This window comes from Dolichospermum sp. LEGE 00240, assembly GCF_015207875.1.
GTDB lineage: Bacteria > Cyanobacteriota > Cyanobacteriia > Cyanobacteriales > Nostocaceae > Dolichospermum > Dolichospermum gracile.
Map to the genome: position 1 here is coordinate 14,963 of NZ_JADEVZ010000035.1, position 19,270 is coordinate 34,232.

21 protein-coding genes are annotated in these 19,270 nt (G+C 38.0%); 10 read left to right on the forward strand and 11 right to left on the reverse strand.

Annotation, left to right across the window (positions count from 1 at the left end; genetic code table 11):
- Positions 1–336 precede the first annotated feature (336 nt).
- From nifV to IQ226_RS13315, 4 genes are all read left to right on the forward strand, one after another.
- Positions 337–1,467, forward strand: a complete 1,131-nt coding sequence (nifV, locus tag IQ226_RS13300) for a homocitrate synthase (protein WP_096665359.1) — start codon at positions 337–339, stop codon at positions 1,465–1,467.
- A complete protein-coding gene (locus IQ226_RS13305; RefSeq protein WP_096665361.1) occupies positions 1,457–1,744 on the forward strand; it encodes a nitrogen fixation protein NifZ in 288 nt (95 codons plus the stop codon). Before nifV ends, IQ226_RS13305 begins: the two co-directional genes overlap by 11 nt.
- Complete coding sequence (gene nifT, locus IQ226_RS13310) at positions 1,719–1,922, forward strand: putative nitrogen fixation protein NifT (protein WP_193896042.1); 204 nt, start codon at positions 1,719–1,721, stop codon at positions 1,920–1,922. Before IQ226_RS13305 ends, nifT begins: the two co-directional genes overlap by 26 nt.
- Before the next feature lie 483 nt (positions 1,923–2,405).
- A complete protein-coding gene (locus IQ226_RS13315; RefSeq protein ID WP_193896100.1) occupies positions 2,406–2,945 on the forward strand; it encodes a (2Fe-2S) ferredoxin domain-containing protein in 540 nt (179 codons plus the stop codon).
- A gap of 448 nt (positions 2,946–3,393) precedes the next feature.
- Here the strand turns inward: IQ226_RS13315 and IQ226_RS13320 are convergent, their stop codons facing one another.
- From IQ226_RS13320 to IQ226_RS13335, 4 genes are all read right to left on the reverse strand, one after another.
- Complete coding sequence (locus IQ226_RS13320; protein ID WP_193896043.1) at positions 3,394–3,744, reverse strand: BON domain-containing protein; 351 nt, start codon at positions 3,742–3,744, stop codon at positions 3,394–3,396.
- Between the two features lie 255 nt (positions 3,745–3,999).
- Positions 4,000–4,446: a type II toxin-antitoxin system VapC family toxin gene (locus IQ226_RS13325; RefSeq protein WP_193896045.1), complete on the reverse strand. Its 447-nt coding sequence runs from the start codon at positions 4,444–4,446 to the stop codon at positions 4,000–4,002.
- The gene (locus IQ226_RS13330) at positions 4,443–4,688 is read right to left on the reverse strand and encodes a hypothetical protein (protein WP_193896047.1); all 246 of its coding nucleotides are present in this window, start codon (positions 4,686–4,688) and stop codon (positions 4,443–4,445) included. The genes IQ226_RS13325 and IQ226_RS13330 overlap by 4 nt, the downstream gene beginning before the upstream one ends.
- A gap of 413 nt (positions 4,689–5,101) precedes the next feature.
- Positions 5,102–6,484: a 1-acyl-sn-glycerol-3-phosphate acyltransferase gene (locus tag IQ226_RS13335; protein ID WP_193896049.1), complete on the reverse strand. Its 1,383-nt coding sequence runs from the start codon at positions 6,482–6,484 to the stop codon at positions 5,102–5,104.
- Positions 6,485–6,622: 138 nt separating this feature from the next.
- On the opposite strand from IQ226_RS13335, the gene IQ226_RS13340 reads away from it, so the two are divergent.
- The 4 genes from IQ226_RS13340 to IQ226_RS13355 all read left to right on the forward strand — a co-directional run bounded on the left by IQ226_RS13340 (position 6,623) and on the right by IQ226_RS13355 (position 11,386).
- Entirely contained in the window at positions 6,623–8,431 is a 1,809-nt protein-coding gene (locus IQ226_RS13340; RefSeq protein ID WP_193896051.1) for a proline--tRNA ligase, read from the forward strand.
- A 604-nt stretch (positions 8,432–9,035) separates the two neighbouring features.
- The gene (locus IQ226_RS13345) at positions 9,036–9,221 is read left to right on the forward strand and encodes a UPF0175 family protein (protein WP_255539963.1); all 186 of its coding nucleotides are present in this window, start codon (positions 9,036–9,038) and stop codon (positions 9,219–9,221) included.
- The gene (locus tag IQ226_RS13350; RefSeq protein WP_228039421.1) at positions 9,218–9,439 is read left to right on the forward strand and encodes a hypothetical protein; all 222 of its coding nucleotides are present in this window, start codon (positions 9,218–9,220) and stop codon (positions 9,437–9,439) included. The genes IQ226_RS13345 and IQ226_RS13350 overlap by 4 nt, the downstream gene beginning before the upstream one ends.
- Before the next feature lie 276 nt (positions 9,440–9,715).
- The gene (locus tag IQ226_RS13355) at positions 9,716–11,386 is read left to right on the forward strand and encodes a bifunctional serine/threonine-protein kinase/formylglycine-generating enzyme family protein (protein WP_193896054.1); all 1,671 of its coding nucleotides are present in this window, start codon (positions 9,716–9,718) and stop codon (positions 11,384–11,386) included.
- Positions 11,387–11,389: 3 nt separating this feature from the next.
- On the opposite strand, the gene IQ226_RS13360 is transcribed toward IQ226_RS13355, so the two are convergent.
- On the reverse strand, positions 11,390–12,196 hold the full coding sequence (locus tag IQ226_RS13360) for a Uma2 family endonuclease (protein WP_193896056.1): 807 nt from the start codon (positions 12,194–12,196) through the stop codon (positions 11,390–11,392).
- Between the two features lie 444 nt (positions 12,197–12,640).
- Here IQ226_RS13360 and IQ226_RS13365 point away from each other — a divergent pair, with 444 nt between their 5' ends.
- Positions 12,641–13,252, forward strand: a complete 612-nt coding sequence (locus tag IQ226_RS13365; protein WP_193896058.1) for a GerMN domain-containing protein — start codon at positions 12,641–12,643, stop codon at positions 13,250–13,252.
- A 247-nt stretch (positions 13,253–13,499) separates the two neighbouring features.
- On the opposite strand, the gene accB is transcribed toward IQ226_RS13365, so the two are convergent.
- On the reverse strand, positions 13,500–14,021 hold the full coding sequence (gene accB, locus IQ226_RS13370; protein WP_193896060.1) for an acetyl-CoA carboxylase biotin carboxyl carrier protein: 522 nt from the start codon (positions 14,019–14,021) through the stop codon (positions 13,500–13,502).
- 272 nt (positions 14,022–14,293) lie between these two features.
- Positions 14,294–14,851, reverse strand: a complete 558-nt coding sequence (gene efp / locus IQ226_RS13375; protein WP_193896062.1) for an elongation factor P — start codon at positions 14,849–14,851, stop codon at positions 14,294–14,296.
- Positions 14,852–15,075: 224 nt separating this feature from the next.
- Here efp and IQ226_RS13380 point away from each other — a divergent pair, with 224 nt between their 5' ends.
- Complete coding sequence (locus tag IQ226_RS13380) at positions 15,076–16,182, forward strand: peptidylprolyl isomerase (RefSeq protein WP_193896063.1); 1,107 nt, start codon at positions 15,076–15,078, stop codon at positions 16,180–16,182.
- A 153-nt stretch (positions 16,183–16,335) separates the two neighbouring features.
- Here the strand turns inward: IQ226_RS13380 and IQ226_RS13385 are convergent, their stop codons facing one another.
- From IQ226_RS13385 to IQ226_RS13400, 4 genes are all read right to left on the reverse strand, one after another.
- A complete protein-coding gene (locus IQ226_RS13385; protein WP_193896065.1) occupies positions 16,336–17,091 on the reverse strand; it encodes a hypothetical protein in 756 nt (251 codons plus the stop codon).
- Positions 17,092–17,270: 179 nt separating this feature from the next.
- A complete protein-coding gene (locus tag IQ226_RS13390) occupies positions 17,271–17,798 on the reverse strand; it encodes a hypothetical protein (protein ID WP_193896067.1) in 528 nt (175 codons plus the stop codon).
- A gap of 68 nt (positions 17,799–17,866) precedes the next feature.
- Positions 17,867–18,046 (reverse strand): hypothetical protein, encoded by a 180-nt coding sequence (locus IQ226_RS13395; RefSeq protein WP_193896069.1) that lies wholly within the window; start codon positions 18,044–18,046, stop codon positions 17,867–17,869.
- Between the two features lie 331 nt (positions 18,047–18,377).
- A complete protein-coding gene (locus tag IQ226_RS13400) occupies positions 18,378–19,217 on the reverse strand; it encodes a hypothetical protein (protein ID WP_193896071.1) in 840 nt (279 codons plus the stop codon).
- Between the last annotated feature and the right edge of the window lie 53 nt (positions 19,218–19,270).

Below are 19,270 nucleotides of genomic sequence, written 5' to 3' on the forward strand. Positions count from 1 at the left end.
TATTGCCTTCCCAAAACGACAATTTTCAATGCTAACCTACTTAGTTTGATTGCTGGCATGAGTATGTTATTTTTTACAGGATTTACTAATATTTGTCTGGGTTATTGGCTATTAACAAAATCCACAAATAATACTACAGAAAATATTGGATAAATTATACTTATTTTTTGTTTCTTGTCATACAGATGCAACAGCAATATTTAGTTAATAATTAAGGATCGTAAATCATGAATCATGATTTATTCGCTCAATTAATAATTTACTACCCATCTACCACCATGAAAAATTGTAGCGAACAAGGATATTACAAAAAACTCCGCTAGAGGGACCTTGAAAATGTATCAAATCATGATTAATGATACGACATTACGTGATGGGGAACAGGCAGCAGGTGTTGCTTTTAACTTAGAAGAAAAAGTAGCGATCGCTCAATTCTTAGATGCCATTGGTGTCCATGAATTAGAGGTAGGTATTCCGGCAATGGGAGAAGAAGAAATTCGCGCCATTGTTGCCATTCGTAACTTAGATTTAAACGCTAAACTATTAGGTTGGAATCGTGCTGTATTATCAGATATTAAAGCTTCTATAGCCTGTGGACTAGAACGAGTACATATTGCCATTCCTGTGTCTGGAGTGCAAATTGCCGCTAAATTTCATGGACAATGGCGAGTAAGTTTACAAAAACTAAAAGACTGTATTAGCTTTGCCTTAGATCAAGGTCTTTGGGTATCAGTCGGTGGCGAAGATTCTTCGAGAGCCGACGAAAACTTTCTCCAAGATGTTGCCATGTTATCACAAGAATGGGGCGCATCTCGCTTTCGGTTTTGTGATACAGTTGGGGTACTTGATCCCTTCCGAACTCACCTGAAAGTTAAGCATTTAGTATCAACTCTATCAATTCCTATTGAGATTCACACCCATAATGATTTTGGACTAGCAACTGCTAACGCCTTAGCCGGAATCAAAGCTGGTGCTTTATCTGTAAATACTACCGTTAATGGACTAGGAGAAAGAGCCGGAAATGCCGCTTTAGAAGAAGTAATCATGGCTCTAAAATGTATTTACAGTGTTGACTTAGGAATCCAAACTCAACACTTGTTAAAACTATCTCAATTAGTCGCTAAAGCTTCCGGTGCTAATGTTCAACCTTGGAAAGCAATTGTGGGTGAAAATACCTTTGCTCATGAGTCTGGTATTCATGCTCATGGTGTATTGCAAAACCCCGTTACTTATGAACCTTATGCTCCTGAAGATGTCGGTTGGGAACGGCGTTTAGTCATAGGTAAACATTCTGGTCGGCATTCATTGTCTAATCTATTAGAACAGCATGGCATCTTTCTCGATTCTCAAGAAACCCAAGCTATTTTAGATGTAGTCCGTCAGCAATCAATCCTCAAAAAACGCAGTCTCACTACAGAAGAATTATTAAATTTAGTCAGCGAAAAAAGGTATTCCCATGCAACGTGATGAAATAGAACTGGACTCGCAACCCATTTTTGAAATTGGTCAAAAAGTTCGAGTTAAGAAACTAATCAAAAACGATGGAACTTTTCCCGGTAGAGAAATTGGGGAAGTTTTAGCAAACATTGGTGATGTTGGTTATGTCTCCAGCATTGGCACATTTTTGCAAGCTTATTATATCTATGCTGTACATTTTTTGGAAACAGGGTACATCATCGGTTGTCGAAAAAGAGAACTAGAATCTGCTGAGGAAACACATGAAAGTAATGCTCCGAATGAATAATACTGGTACTTTGGTTGTCTACGTCCCTAAAAAAGACTTAGAAGAAGAAGTAGTTAAAGAAACAGATAGCGAAGCAGGTAAAATTCTCACTTTAACTAATGGTTGGGAATTAGAAGTTAGTGAATTTCCCGATAAAAGTCGTTTACCAGTAACAGTGGAAGCTAAACGTCTTTCTTAACATTTCAATCCATCCCCAGAAGGGAAAAGGTAAAAATCTCTTTTTCCTCTTCCTTCTTGATTGGAATCATCAACATAACTCCAGATAATACCGTTTCACTTTAATAATGAAACAAATACGTGGGTAAGGGTAAAAACCGCCTGGGAATCAATTCCCAGTCTAATAGCGAAAGTCATCTAAAGATGACTAAACATTAAGAAAATTTATGGCTCTTGCGTCTGTTTTATGGAGGTTGAGGATTGATTATCACAAAACCCTTACGGGGCAAGGATCATAAACTATAATGCCCATATTTTGAATGAAATGCCGACACAATAAGGCTTTCAATGATTTTGAACTGGGTTCTCCATAAAATCTACGCAAGAACCAAATTTATTAGTCCGTTTTAACGGACTTGAGCTATGAGACAGGGAATTTATTCCCTGGCGGGTGTGGAAGCCAACAGATAAGCTATTTCCTCTTGAAAAAATTGGGTTATCGCAAATGGGTGAAAAATATTTGACCTTATCGGAATTGAATATTGAAGGACAGTTTTTAGGGTTTGTGGGTAAAGATGCTGGGAAATGTAAACATTTACAGTTAGCAGTTCCTGGGGGAAATATTAAACTAAAAATTCCTAAAAATTTACGTTGTTCCCTAGGTTTATCCTTAGTTCCTGGTGAACAAATTCGCATAGATGCTATTAGTAAATTAAATCTCCGTAACAATAAACTCAAACTGCAACTTTATCAAATTCAAGCCATTGGTTTTTGTGTGCTGGAAAATTTTCTTCCTCAACCCAAAGCCAAAATTATGGTATGTCAAAAATCTGGTTGTCTGAAACGGGGTGGAAAGGGGTTATTGTCAGACTTAGAAAAAACTTTAGGCGATCGCGGTTTATCTGATAAAGTGACAATTGAACACACCGATTGTCAAAAACGCTGTAGCAGCGCTCCCAATTGTGTTTTGATGTTAGGTAAAAAACAATACAAAAAAGTTCAGCCAGAAGCGATCGCGTCCTTGCTAGAGAATCATTTGAGTTAAATTGTATCTGCTCAATAAATGGGGACGGACTAACTATTCGGGAACGATTTTAGGCCATTTGAGGCTTGTCATTGAACGATTTACCCCGAATTATTGAGCAGTTACATATTACATATTAGCTATACCCTAACCAGTCAAAAAGCCACAACCCAATATAATGACATCTCGCAATCTCAACTACCAAACAAATTAGATAAAGTTGTCAAAGCCTGGAACGAATTAAAGGCGTTGCTGAGTAAAAGTATGATTTTATTTCACGCAGAGACTCAGAGGCACAGAGAGTAAGAGTTTGAGAGATGGAATTTTCGACTTTCATACCCCAATTCACCAACGCCGAATTAAAAAATAGCGCCAAATAACTAAAAATCTAATGACGAGTAGAGACTTTCTATGGAACGTATCTACAATCTTTTTTCCAGCCATTTTTAAAGGCTCAAGTAGGGAATAATCACCCAACTGTTACTTCGTCGGTGACAACATCGGTAGCACCATTAACCTCTTTAGCTATCTCGACTAACTGATCCAGAATATCTTGATTGGGAACTTCCCCTTTCAAAACTACTGTACCTCCCAACTGGGCAATATAAATAGAATTTATCTCATCAAAACGGGAGTCTACATCAAAAGCCAGCGCCACTCGCTTTGCTAAACCACTTTGATCATATTCCCCATTGAGTCCCACACGCTCTGGAGGAGTAATTTCGCCTTCCGCAGAGTTTTCAGCCATTAAATATTCATCAGGATTCACTTGAGCATTTTCTGGTTTTTCCTGCCCAAATAGTCTTTCTAGCCAACCCATAACTGTTTTCTCCAAGGTAAAATATTGATACAACAAAACAATATCATAAAAAAATCAAAATATATTTCGTTTTGTGAAATGGCTAAAACTCAATCAAAATAACGCATTGAGGTGAATTTACTCGCTCCCAATTGTGTGTTAAAAGTGAGTAAAAAACAATACAATAAGGTTCACCCAGACGCGATTACTAGGTCGCATCTTTGTGAAAGAATCATTATCCAAAGGATTTACAGGATAATTTTATTCACAATATTCTTAGCTATTCATACTTTGAGGATGAATAATCGTAATTTCTGGAACAGCTATAAAATCTTTGGGGTTTAAAGTTAAAATATGGCTGATATTATGAGCAAGCATCACGGCTAATATGTGTATATCGTGAGTGCGTTTACCAGAAATATTATATGTTGTCACTAAGTTTAACCAAATAGAAAATACATCTGGTGTCTCTTCTAGTAAATCAAATTGATTTATTAGCATTTGTACTGCTTGAGTTGTTTGTTCTACAGTCCACCCTAATCCATTAACATTAACAGGACGAGTAGCAACGACCCAAAATTCAATAATTACTTGAGAGGTAATAAAACATTGACCACCTTGTAATAAAATTTCAGAAATAGTATTCTGTATAAGGTTATATTCCAGAGATTGAGAATTTGCAAATCTAAGAATAATATTGGTATCAAGTAAATAGCTTTTCATATTCCTCTATCATCATAAATATTTTCTCGACGCAGTGCTTCATCTGATAGGGTAATACTACTTTGAGGAAATTGAGATAACCATTCTTGAAATTGTGCTACTTTTTCTGCTGATGTTAAATTTTGCTGTTCTGCTGACGGAATTATATTGATATGAGAAAGTTTAGATAAGAAAAGTTTCTGATCTTCGGGAGTTAATTTGGAAACAATTTCTACAAGGGAGTCAACAAGTTGTACATTCATAATTATCTATGTCATTTACTAGGTTATAGGCAATATCACACTCTATGTCAATTATAAACTCTCAACTGTCAGAATCAGGATATCCAGGATTAAAGGATTTACAGGATGTTTATTGCAAAATTCTTTTAGTCCGTTTTAACGGACTTTCGCTATAAGACTTGGAATTTATTCCCAGGAGGGTGATGATGCTTCATGAAATATAATTATTTTGTCAGAATCAGGATATCCAGGATTAAAGGATGTACAGGATTGTTATTTGATGGTTGATAGATGAGACTCATATATTTATTCTTATATTATATCTCATAAATATTTGCTTCTCTCCATACTAATAATCAAAAAGTTACATCCTGAAAATCCTCAAATCTTGGACATCCTGATTCTGACAAAAATTATCTAAATTACCAAAAACATCATCCCTTATCAACCAAACCCTCCAAAACCTGCTGTAAATCAGTCGTCAACTCAGCCACCGACTGTCTAGCAGCAACTCGACTACTTTTATAAACTGCATAACGTTCCGAAATAGAAATTGGTTCACCCACAGTTATCCTCACCTGCTGCTTACCCAATTGTGGACGATTTAAAGGAATATTCCCCTTAATTTTATTAATCATATCCCATAAAAGTAAAGTCATTTCAGCAAATCTTTCCACAGTTGGTTTTTCGCGGATATACATCCCAGAAACAGCAACAAAACTCTCAACCAACCTCATGTGCCACATCCGAAAATGTGCTTCTTCAGCAACTCTATCTCCCAAACTTTTCTCAATGAGTGATAATGATTTAATATCCTTAAAATCTTCCCTAAATATATAATTCCAACCGGCTTGTTCCACCCGTCTACATCTATCATTCCAATTTCCCCTAGATGGCAAATCAAAATATTGTTCAGCAATAAATAAAGCAATATTCATCACAGATTGCAACCGATAAGCTAACGCTTCATTTCTATCTGTAATTCCTCCATTCGTAATTTTCTCATTTGGTAATGTTTGATGATAAAACTTAGTGTAAAATTGCTCCATTACCGATAATAAATGTTCTGCCAAACCCAATAATCGAGGATAAAGCGCAGTAAAATTAGCCTCAGTTTTCTCTTGATTTACCAATAAACCACTAGCCGCTTCTAATTCAGTTAACAAATTTGCTATATTATCCCAAGGCTGATTAACGTAACTATATTTAATGCCAATTGGTAAAATTAAAACTTCCTCATCTCTTCCCGCTTTTTGCAAGTCTTCCGCACACCAAAAACCCATCTGTGCGATACCCGGTTCTAAAGGACTAATAATCTCCGATAAACCGTTTGTAGCGCCTTCTGGCGCAGCAGCCATGGGAAACTGACCATTAGCATACAAATCCCGCACCGAACGCAACCCAGTCCAGTCAGCTTTACCGCGTTGAATCGGAGTTCCCCCCAAATGGGAAATTACCCAACCAACTTGAGAACCAGCCCAGAGAGGAATGCCCCGATCATAGATAAAATGGGCATGAAGCGGATATTGTAGCTGTATACCCCCAACTCGTGCTACTTTAGGCAAGATTTGGGACAGTAAATAAGTTAAACAAAGAGGGTCTGCTGTTTGAGGATGACGAAACGCCAACATAAACCGGATTTTACCATCCTGAAACCGTTGATAGCAATCCGCCAAAGTTTCAACGTTGTTTGCTTCAATGTTGCTAATGGGTGTTTTCCAGCGAATCCAGTTAGGTAGGACTAGATGTACTAACTTTAACAACAAAGGGTTAAAAGCTGGCGGAATAAATTCTAAAGGTGGTTGTGCTTGATACATTTTATTGGTAATAGGTAATGGGTAATAGGTAATGGGTAATAGGTAAACATTTTCTGCAACCTGTTCCCTATTTTCTTCTGACGTGGAAACATTTTAAACCTACGCGATTTGAAAAATTAGCAAATAAAGGTAAAAACAATGCGATTATCACAAATGTTATTTGTTACACTGCGGGATGATCCGGCTGATGCGGAAATACCCAGCCATAAATTGTTACTCCGTGCTGGATATATCCGTCGCATTGGTGGTGGGATTTATGCTTATCTTCCCCTAATGTGGCGGGTTTTGCAAAAAGTTTCCCAAATTGTCCGGGAAGAAATGAATGCTACCGGCGCACAAGAATGTTTATTACCACAGTTACAACCTGCGGAATTATGGCAGGAGTCGGGACGCTGGGACACCTATACTAAAGCTGAGGGAATTATGTTTTCTCTTGTGGATAGAAGAGAACAACAATTAGGACTAGGACCAACTCACGAAGAAGTAATTACCACAGTTGCCCGTGATATGATTCGTTCCTATCGTCAATTACCTGTACATTTATATCAAATTCAAACTAAGTTTCGGGATGAAATTCGTCCTCGGTTTGGTTTAATGCGCGGACGAGAATTTATTATGAAAGATGGTTATTCTTTCCATGCTGATGAAGAAAGTTTGAAAAAAACTTACCAGGAAATGTACACTGCTTATAGTAATATGTTGCGGCGTTCTGGTTTGGCTTTTCGGGCTGTGGAAGCTGATTCTGGGGCTATTGGTGGTTCTGGTTCTACAGAATTTATGGTGTTAGCAGAAGCGGGAGAAGATGAAGTTCTCTATACTGAAGATGGTAAATATGCAGCAAACGTAGAAAAGGCGGTTTCTTTAGCAGCAGAAGCGGAAACTTCACCTTTTACAACTTACGAAAAACGGGAAACTCCGGGAACAGAAACTATAGACAACGTTTGTAATTTCTTGAAATGTTCTCCTACCCAAATTGTCAAAAACGTTTTATATCAAACTGTTTATGATAACGGTTTAACTGTTTTGGTGTTAATAAATATTCGCGGAGATCAGGAAATCAATGAAGTTAAATTACAAAATGAATTAACTAAGTTAGCTCCTCAATTTGGTGCTAAAACTATCCTCACTTTAACTGTACCAAATGCCGAAGCCCAAGCAACATGGCAAGCAAAATCTTTGCCTTTAGGTTACATAGCACCAGATATTAGTGATGATTATATTGCGGAAAGTAAACAGGTAAATTCTCAGTTTGTGCGGTTGGTGGATAAAACCGCTGTGGAGTTAAAGAACTTTGTCACTGGTGCAAATGAAGCTGGTTTTCATGTAGTTGGCGCAAATTGGGGTGAGCAATTTAAGCTACCTGCACTAACCGTAGATATTCGGAAATCCAAATTAGGCGATCGCTCCCTCCACGACCCAACCCAAACCCTACAAACAGCTAGAGGCATCGAAGCCGGTCACATCTTCCAACTGGGGACAAAATACTCCCAGGCGATGGGTGCAACTTATACCAACGAACAAGGAGAAGAAAAGCCTTTAGTTATGGGTTGTTATGGTGTCGGTGTGTCACGGTTAGCACAATCAGCCGTAGAACAATCCTATGATAAGGATGGCATAATTTGGCCAATAGCGATCGCCCCCTATCACGCCATCATCACCATTCCTAACATTAAAGATGCAGGGCAAATCGCCGTTGCCGAAAAACTTTACACAGAACTCAACCAAGCAGGTGTAGAAACCTTATTAGATGACAGAGATGAACGGGCCGGTGTTAAATTCAAAGATGCAGATTTAATCGGTATCCCCTTCAGAATCGTCACCGGTAGAGCCATTACAAATGGTAAAGTCGAAGTAGTCAAACGTGCAACCCGTGAATCTCAAGAAATTGCCATTGACGAAGTTATCAATACATTGCAACAATGGATTAATGAGGCAATAGAGAGTTAAAATTAACCCTTGTGGGGCAGGCATCTTGCCTGTCGTTACTGCCGTTAAGATTTGTTTCTGGAGTTTGGACTAATTTATTCGGCTAAAGCTTCAGACGCAAGCTGAGAGAAGGTTTCAGGCTTTAGAAGTCTCCTTTGGATTCGTAAGTTCCAATGCTTGTCTAGTAAGGGTTTCAGGCTATGGAAGTCAATTTAGTCCAAACTCAAGTTGTTTATAAGTCTTGGTTAATTTTCCAATTTTACACTGGCTATGCCCGAGGGCACGCTGGCGCGAACGCATGGGTGTCGTGACTCAAATAACGGCTACCATGAGAGTAAACTCAGGGTGGTTTGGTCAGTACGGCTTACTTGATTACTCTTGCAAGCCCAGTTCCTTTAGGGCTGGGTTACTGACACTCTGGTTTTAGTCAAACTTTCAAAATGTGATCACTCAGCTATTATATTGTATAATTAAGTGATGTAGATTAAACTGACGCAAGGAAACCCAATATTTAGTAATGGTAAAATAAAATGGCCGCAACAGAAGTCAAATTTACCCTCACCTTACCCGAAGTCCCAGAAATTCATTGTTTAGAAGCAGAAAAAAAGCCAAAGAAGCATACATCATGACATTATTACGTCATGGAGATATTAGTGCTGGACGTGCAGCAGAATTATTAGAAATTGAACAATGGCAACTTTCTGATTTAATGGATATTTACCAAATATCTCCCTTCCCCAGTCAAACAAAGGAAGAACTACAGCAAGAAGTTACTCAAACGCTAGCAATTTTAAGCCAGTATAAAAAGTGATTATTGTCTCCGATACAACTCCCTTGAGTGAATTAGCAAAAGTTGGACAACTCAATTTATTGCGGGATGTTTTTGGTAAAGTAATTATTGCGCAAGAAGTTTATTATGAAGTAACAACAGGTACACACCCAGCCGTTAAATTAGTCAAATTAGCAGATTGGATAGAGATAATATCTGTTAAGGATTTAGAAAAACTATCTAAATTAGACATCTGGTGAAAATGATTGTAGAGACATTCCGCCGGAACGTCTTTACAGGGGTTTCCAGTCATGTACATTTCATTTCTGGAGATGTCTATTATTTACAAAATTTGATTATGTCATTTTCTCGCTAACCTATATCACTGCTAAAATGTGACTATAATTATACTAAAAACGGGTTGCAGCTTTACCTCTAAAATCACTAAGAGTATTGATATACAAAGATTTTTGCCTGGGCAAAAGTCTAGCATTTACCCGTTTCCAGTATATCCATATAATTACTTACTAGCATTTATGAGTCAGTGCCTTAACCCCGCGTGTCTACAGCGAAACCCACCAAAAACTATTCTCTGTCAATCCTGTGGCAGTCAAATAGTGCTGAAAGAACGGTATCGCGCCGTCCGCATCATTGGTGAAGGTGGTTTTGGACGGACATTTTTAGCAGTAGACGAACAAAGATTAGATACCCCCTGCGTCATTAAGCAATTTTTACCCCAACAATCAGGCAGTGCGGCGCTCAAAAAAGCCACAGAGTTATTTGAACAAGAAGCATTCAGACTCAACGATTTAGGGAAACATCCCCATATTCCAGATTTACTCGCCTTCTTTCCCCAAGAAGGCAGACTTTATCTAATTCAAGAATTTATCGAAGGTCAAAATTTATTAAGTGAACTGCGACAAAAGGGAAAAATTAGCGAATTTGAAGTAAAAAAAATATTAATTGAATTATTACATATTTTACAATTTGTTCATGACAATAAAGTAATTCATAGAGATATTAAACCAGAAAATATTATTAAACATTCGCAAACAGGTACTTTATTTTTAATTGATTTTGGAGTCTCCAAAGACGTAGGTAACAACGTCCTCACCAAACTGGGAACAGTTACAGGTACACCTGGTTATGCACCACCAGAACAATTTCGCGGCATAGTTTATCCCAACAGCGATCTTTATAGTTTAGCTGTAACTTGTATTCGATTATTAACAGGATATTTCCAAAGACCCGATGGTACTGATCCACTATTTGACTTAACAATCATGCAATGGATATGGAAAAAATATATATTTGTAAATCATGACTTAGAAATAATTTTAGATAAAATGCTGCAAGACCTACCCTCAAATCGGTTTCAATCGGCAACAGAAATTTTATCAGTATTGCAACCACAGCAACTTTCACAAATAACCATTTCTTCTAGTCACTCTCAGCAAGTTACAACAACAATTGTTTCCCCAAAACAACCCATAGTTTTTAGAGACAATTTAGGAAATAATTTATTTCTGGAAATGGTCGGTATTCCTGGTGGTACATTTTCTATGGGTTCACCAGAAGGAGAGGGATATAAAAATGAAAAACCCCAACATCAGGTGACAATTTCACCTTTCTATATCGGAAAATACCCAATTACCCAAGCACAATGGCAAAAAATCGCCAGTTTACCCAAAATCAACATAGATTTAAACCCCAAACCCTCACACTTCCAAGGTGCAAATCTGCCAGTGGAAAAAATATCATGGTTAGATGCCCAAGAATTTTGTGCTAGGTTGGGGGAATACACAGGTAAAATGTATCGCTTACCCAGCGAATCTGAATGGGAATATGCCTGTAGAGCCAACACCACAACTCCATTTTACTTCGGTGAAACCATTAATACAGATGTAGTTAATCATCATAATAAATACAAACAAACCACAGATGTAGGCGGATTTCCCCCTAACAACTTTGATTTGTATAATATGCACGGTAATGTATGGGAATGGTGTGAAGATGCTTGGCATAAAGACTATACAAATGCACCTAATGATGGTAGCGTTTGGACTGGTAACGATAACAAACGCATATTACGCGGTGGTTCTTGGCTGCAAGAGTCAGGCAACTGCCGTTGTGCCTATCGTCACTACATAGTTGCTGGCGGCAGTAATTACGGTAGTGGTTTGCGAGTCGCGTGTTCTTCTGCGTAATTCCTAATCTTCAATTCCCGCATCTCGTAATCGTTTCTCCAACTCCGCTAACCGTTGTAAAGCTCTCTCCTTTTCCCGTCTTTCTTGTTCTTTTTCCCGTCTTTCTTGCTCTTTTTCTCGTCTTTCTTGTTCTTTTTCTCGTCTTTCTTGTTCTTTTTCTGCGCGTTCCTTCTCAACCGACTCAAACCCCCACAATAACAAATTACCTTCCTGATCCCACCAGCGCAACCAATAACCATCACGGTTTTCGCGCTTTCCTTGCCATACACCAATAAATAAATCCATTTCCCCTATCCAATAACGGTTATTTTCATCAGGGGAACGTAATTGATATTTTCCTGAACTTTGTAAGCGATGAAATTCTAAAACACCCGTATCAGGTGCAAAAATCAGATAATTTGCAACTTCTAACACCTCTTCATAAAAAAACCATTTACCAGGGGGAAAAGTCCGTTTACTGGAATATTCACTCCCATTTACGTCAGAAAGAAATTCCATCACCACAACCGGTATTTCACCCTGTTTGTGAGGAGTATAACTACGTTGTATTTGCTCTCTAGGCACGGTAATTTTGGGTATATAAGCCCAATCAGGTGCTTTGATGACAATTTTGCCATTAACTGCGGTACAGATGCCGTAATTAGTCGTAGCCAGGGCTGTTTCGGGGAGTTTCCCGGCCAGTTGTAGGCTTTCCGTTAGTGCAGCAGCTAAAGAAGGTTGATTAACATTATCCACTGGTTCATCTTCTAAAACAAAATCTTCAGGCAAGAGTTCCCAGGTAATCTTGTGGGTCGAAGCAGTAACAACCATAACAACCACAAATAAGGGATTAATTACCTATTATAGTATTTATCAATTCATTTTTCGGGAAATTGCCCTGGAAAAGTTGATTAATATAGCAGATATGTATGGTGTGTAAAGCCATTGAGGGCATGGCTACGCTTCTTAGAGCGATCGCACAACGTACAATTATTGAAAATTTGATCCGTTTATTTGCCGACTATTTGATTTGCTTACCATATTTTACTCAAGTCTAATTTAAAAGTTTTTTCAAGAAACCATAGGATTTAGATAAAGAGAAAGGTAACGGACTCGTAAAGATCACTCTACAATTGGAGTGGCAAGGGGCAAAACTAGCAATAACAGTTCATGTCCAAATCAAAAGCCAATATCTACACCGGGGAAGAACGTTTATAAACAGGCTACTTATCTTACAAATACTATTTCCATCCTCAATCCAGTAGGTTTTATATTATGAATAACCAACAAAGAACTAACGGTGTTTCTACCAGTCTGATAGCAGCTATTTCCGCAGCAGTGGTCGTGGTAAGCGGTGGTGTGGCTTGGTTTTCTGCCCAGACTCCCAATAATTCTACACCTGATAACTCTTCACAAATTATTAAACAGCCCATCAAGCAATCAACCACTCAGCAAGGCAATGAACAGACTGCTAGTATATATTGGCTCAGATCCAAGGAAAATCGCCTGGATTTAGTTCCCCAACCCTTTAAAGTTGCTGCTACCCAACCCAATCAAGTTTTAGAAGCAGCATTTAAAACTTTATTAGCCGGTCCAAGTGAAGGCACTGACTCTACTACTATTCCCCAGGGTACTCAACTATTGGGACTCAAAGCAGAAAATAATGATGTTCACGTGAATTTGTCTGAAAACTTTACCACTGGTGGAGGTAGCACTTCTATGATGGGGCGTGTGGGACAAGTTGTATATACTGCTACCAGCTTAAATCCTCAAGCTAACGTATATATCGAAGTCAATGGCAAGCTTTTAGAGGTTTTAGGGGGTGAAGGTGTGGAATTACAACAACCTCTCACCCGCGCAAGTTTTCAGAAAAATTATCCGCTTTAGTCAGTGGTCAGTTGTCATTGGTCATTGGTCATTGGTCATTGGTCATTGGTCATTGGGAAATATATTGTATTCCCCCTGTCCCCTATTCCCTATTCCCTGTCACCTGTCACCTGTCACCTGTCACCTGTCACCTATTCCCTATTCCCTATTCCCTATTCCCTATTCCCTATTCCCTATTCCCTGTTCCCTATTCCCTGTTCCCTGTCACCTGTCACCTGTCACCTGTCACCTATTCCCTATTCCCTATTTAATCAGGGTTAATTCTCATCAAAGGCTGACCATATTCTACTGGTTCACCATTTTGAACTAAAATTTCCATCACTTGTCCAGAGACTTCGGCTTCAATTTCGTTCATTAGCTTCATAGCTTCAATGATACAGACACTTTGACCAGCTTTGACGCGATCGCCTACCTCCACAAACGCTGCTTCTCCTGGGGCTGGGGAACGGTAAAATGTCCCTACCATTGGTGATGGTACTTCAACTAATTTTTGATTAATTGGTGAAGAAGAATGAGGAGGTTGTGCGACTGAATTATCAACAACTTTATTGGTTACAGCCCCCTCAGTGGAACTTGGTAAGGCTGTAGATACTAACTGGGTGACACCAGCACTCACCACACCACTAAATGTTCCCGGAGCATTATTGTTAAAACTGACAGCTTTACGGACTGTTAGTTCAAATTCATTATTTTTGAGAGTAACTTCCGCAATATCTGTTTGGGCAATAGTTACTAATAGCTGACGGATTTCATTAAAGTCTAATGTCACAATTATTTTACCTCGACCTAATTGTTAAATTAAAATTCTCAGTAAGGCAGGGATTTAATCCCTCTATAAAAAAGGGATTGAAATCATGAGCACCAATTTTAGATTTGGGATTTTAGATTTGGGATTTTATGGCAACTTTCCAGGTGATTAGGAACTCAATTGACATGAATGAAACTTAGCCACAACAGGGTTTTACTCCTGACGCTGACTCCTAATTGCTGACTCCTGCTGTATTCCTCACTATTCCAAATTGGTATCAAAAAATAGGAAAATTATTCCCTGCCTAAATACTTGTCTTCTCTGGTATCAATCTTAATCCGTTCCCCTTGGGCAATAAACAAAGGAACCATGATAGTTGCCCCAGTTTCTAATTTTGCTGGTTTAGTACCACCGGTTGCAGTATCACCCTTAACACCAGGATCTGTTTCCACAATTTCCAAAACTACAGAGTTAGGTAGTTCTACTTCTAGAACCTGTTCACCCCAGCGAATCACGTTCACTTCCATACCATCTTTAAGGTACTTGACGCGATCGCCAATTTGCGCTGAAGTTAATCTACCTTCCTCATAGGTTTCCATATCCATAAAGACAAACTCATCGCCTTCTTTATAGGTATGTTGCATCGTCACCTTTTCCAAAGTTGCCTGGGGAACGCTTTCTCCAGCCCGAAAAGTTTTTTCTAACTGTTTCCCACTTTGGACATTTTTCAGTGTTGTCCGCACGAAGGCAGAACCCTTGCCTGGCTTAACGTGAAGGAAATCTACCACGCGCCAAACCGAACCATCTAATACAATTGAAACACCAGGTCGAAAGTCGTTACTAGAGATCATGAAACTTTCAAATTTTGCAAGACAATCGGCATTTATTGTACCCTTCTAGCGTCATAATTGGTTAATTGTTAGTTGTCAGTTGTCAGTTGCAAAAGAATATTTCTCTCCTCTGCTCCCCTGCCCCCTACTTCCCCTGCCTCCTCCATTCCTAGTCCCCCAATGTGGGAAGATAATCAATGAGTTACTTCCAGTCAACACTTTGATGCTGAAGAAAGGGAAATTTCATGTTGAACTTATTTAAGTCCTGGGTGAAGAACAGCCTAAAGGTAATATTGCTATTAACAATATTTTTAGGCACAGGTACGGCTGGGTGGACTCCCACTAGTAACGCCGGCTTACCAGCAGGAAACGCAATTACCGACGGTAAGGCTTTGTTGCGCTATGCACTGCCAATAGATAATCAACCTGTCCGTAAACTGCAAAACCGTTTAGAGGATATTTCTAACCAACTGCGGGCAAATAAACGATGGGGTGCAGTTAATAATGACCTCAAACAGGCATTGCGGATACTCGATAAACCTTCCCAAATATTAGCAAGCGTTCCGGAAGAACGCCAACCTCAAGCCGCAGCTTGGATGACTGAATTGAAATCTGGCATCATAGAACTGCAAGAAGTGGTGAAAACTAAACAAAAAGAACCCGTTCTTGACGGCAGAGCTAAATTACTCAATCTTGTCAGCTTGTTAGAAGAATCAATGGTGAAGGAATTCCCCTTTGAAGTTCCGGCTGAGTATAGTAACTTACCTCAACTCAAAGGACGCGCTAGGATTGCTTTCAAAACTAATAAAGGTGATTTGACTGTAGTTGTAGATGGCTATAGCGCCCCTGTGACTGCTGGTAATTTTGTGGATTTGGTACAAAGAGGTTTTTATAACGGTTTAGAATTCACCCGTTCGGAAGAATCTTATTTCTTGCAAACCGGAGATCCTGTAGGTAAGGAAGTCGGTTTTATTGATCCTCAAACTGGCAAATATCGGGCTATTCCTCTAGAAATTTTAGTCCAAGGTGAAAAAGAACCCACCTATGGCATTACTCTCGAAGAAGCTGGGCGTTATTTAGATATGCCTGTTTTACCATTTTCGTCTTTTGGTGCGTTAGTTATGGCACGTCCCGAAAGTGAAGCTAATGGTGGTTCTTCTCAAGTTTTCTTTTTCCTTTTTGAACCAGAACTTACTCCCGCAGGACGTAATCTTTTAGATGGTCGTTATGCTGTGTTTGGTTATTTGACTGAAGGAAGAGAGATTTTAGATAAGCTCAAAGCTGGTGACAAAATCGAATCTGCAACTGTTGTTCAAGGTGGAGAAAATTTAGTTCAACCTCAAGCAGCTTAATTAATTTTAAATTTTGGATTTTGGATTAATTCTAAAATCCAAAATCTATTAATATTTTTATCAAAAATGGAACGTAATAATTCAACCGTCTTGCGTCTGCTGCAAAATATTTGTTAGACTGCTGGTACTTTTCGTGAATTATTCAAAACCAGCCTAATCACCCGAAGTATCAATAGGAATTATTTCAACTTTATTTTCCTGTTGAGAACAATAGTTGCAAGTATAAACAACTAATCTTTCGCCTTTTTCTTTAGTTGTAGCCTCTTTTATAATTATAATAGAAGTTACGGTCATGGTTAATCCCCCACAATGACTACAAGTTTTAAACTGATCCGATAAACTTGTATAGGCACGTAAATGGATAGAATTACAATCAATTTTTGTACAACAGCTTTGACAATACCATGCCTCAAAATAAATACTTTTAATTCGCATAGCGGTGATTTGTTTTTCATTTAAGAAATCAACCACCGATTTTATTAGTTTGAGTTCTTTTTTGCATTTCTCACAATATATTGGTCGTAAAGATTTGCGTTTATTAATTTTTTCTAAAATACCTATTAATCTTTCATAGATTGTTTGTATAAAATATAAGAAACCGGAAAAAATAATAATTAACTTTACGAAATGCCAATAATTATTTGGGTCTGATGGGGCTGACTCACTAGCTAAAGTGTAAAAGAAATTAAAGAAAGGAAGTGATATGCAAAAAGATCCTATATGAAAGGCAAAATGAATTATGCAATCATGCTCATCATTACCTCTAATTTGTATACGTTTTATCGGAGGAATAAAAACAGGTCTTGAGGATAAGAATATTCCTACTACAAAACTCAAAATGCCTAGAATATATAAAATATAGTCAAATTTCAACTGTAGTAGAGGCTTGATAGATATCCAACTTAGCATTATTTTTATCTCCTTTGTTTTTCAGAAATATTCAAAATTGCTTTCATGTATAATGCCAAAAATCAAAATTTATCTTGAGCATTCAGCTAGAAATATTTGCTATTCCAAACCTATCATAATTGATAATGTTTACAGCTCTGACAACATCCAATTTTCGAGATTAATATATCAGATATTAATTAATTTTTGCTTTCCCATGATTGTAGGATAGTAATCACGATTGACAACCCCATGAAGAAAGAAAAAATCGAAGCAAGTAAACCTGATAGATGAATTCCAATATCACTTTGAAGGGTTGTAAATAGGTTTATTAAACCTACAATTAGGTTAGCTATCCCAAAGATAGCAGCATAGAGAAAATATACTTTGCTTCCTTTCTCTTTTCTCCAGGCTATTATTACCGAAAAAAGTATTCCCCAGCCTAAGCAAAAGTTACCTAAACCTGGATTGAATTTAAATAAAGGTAATGGATTGTGATAACCTGATATGTAGGTGAACGATGCTTGACCTATGAAAGCTGATGAAATACCTGACCAAATTATTAAAGAGCCAACCACTATTGCAGAAATTTGACCTGCCAATGTTACTAATAAAATTGCAGCCCCTACTAACAAGCCAAACAAACCTATTAACAATTCACAGAAAGCAAGAGAAGTTTCTTTTATTCTTTTGTAGTAAGCTGTTACGCAGCTAAATTTGATAACCATAATTTACTTGAACTTTGTGGTGCGGGCATCTTGCCCGCTAGAATTATACAAACTAAATGCACAACAGCTTATTTAGTATCTTTGTTAGGTTTTAATCTTCTTTTAGATATTGGTGGTTCAGGCATACCACGCCTGCGTATTTCGGCTCGAATTACCTGTTCAGTTTCTTCTGTATAGTTAGAAAGCTCTTTAGCTGCAACCTCAAGCTGGTGATCGCTTTTCTGTCTCCATAATTCCTCTAGGCTCATAAATCCTCCCTGATTATTTTTTAGCAATAGTCAAATTTGTTTTCATGTATGATGCCAAAAACAAAAACTTATCTTCAGCATTCAGCTACACAAGTTTACTAATCTAAACTGACGATAATTGATGATGCTTCTAACTCTGAAAACTTCCAGTTTTGGCAGATAGACTTTTTCAAAAAACCAACCATATAGTAGGGTATCTTGAGCTAAAGAATTATGTTTCTACCAAAAGTGGATACTGATAGTTTTCATGAAAAATTTTCGTTTCAGATGATTGAAATTCTCTTAGTATACAAAAAACATTTTTTGGCATGGTGAATCCAGATATGACTCATCACATACTACAGGCACAACCACTGCAATTATTATTATTATTATTGTCACCACCATTACTGTTCCCGCTACCGCACAAGAAACCAATTAATATTAGCAACCACCACAACCACCACAACTCGGAAGCTTCGTCCGAGGTAGTTTGATTATTCTCAAGGTTAGATGTGGGTGTATTGCCAGAACTTAGATTATTTTCGGCTACCTGAGATATGACAAATTCAGAGCTATTCCAATTATTGGAATAGTTATGAGTATTAGCCAGCAGAGGAAAAAAGCTACTCATTGCTAGGACTAACATAGATGATAACAGCGCAATTAGTATTGCTTTCAACCCAGGAAATCGAAGAAAATTCAAGGATGGTTTGGGTATAATCCAGTAACCACGAGTGTTTATTCGTTGGTACTGAACATTTTGAGCGAATCGGATATTTGATAGCGGCCAAATATCAATTGGTGGGAGTTCATTAAATATTTTTTCATAGCTTATCAGCGTTTTTTCATACCACCTGCGAAACTTCTCTTGCTCACTATAGCCACCAAGACTAGGATTATGATGCAATGGTTTATGTAAGATTTTGCCACAAAAATCATCCCAGTATGAGTGAGTATAGGTTAAGTGCAAATGCCAAGCTTGATCCACTTGAGAAGAAGGACTAACAGGATGCCCAGCGATCATGGCAAGAAAGGCAAACTTTTTGTATTCGTTAATAACACGTTGGGAGTATTCAATTGTCCAACCGTTATCTTTTGCTAATCGTGGAGTAAATGATAAAACTGCATCAGCATCATCTAGAGAAAATTTTTGAATATTTTGATAAAGCTCTTCCTGTTGAGCATTCATTAGTAACTCCTTTGAAGTATTGAAAGTTAAATTGTCAAAACTAATCAATAGGT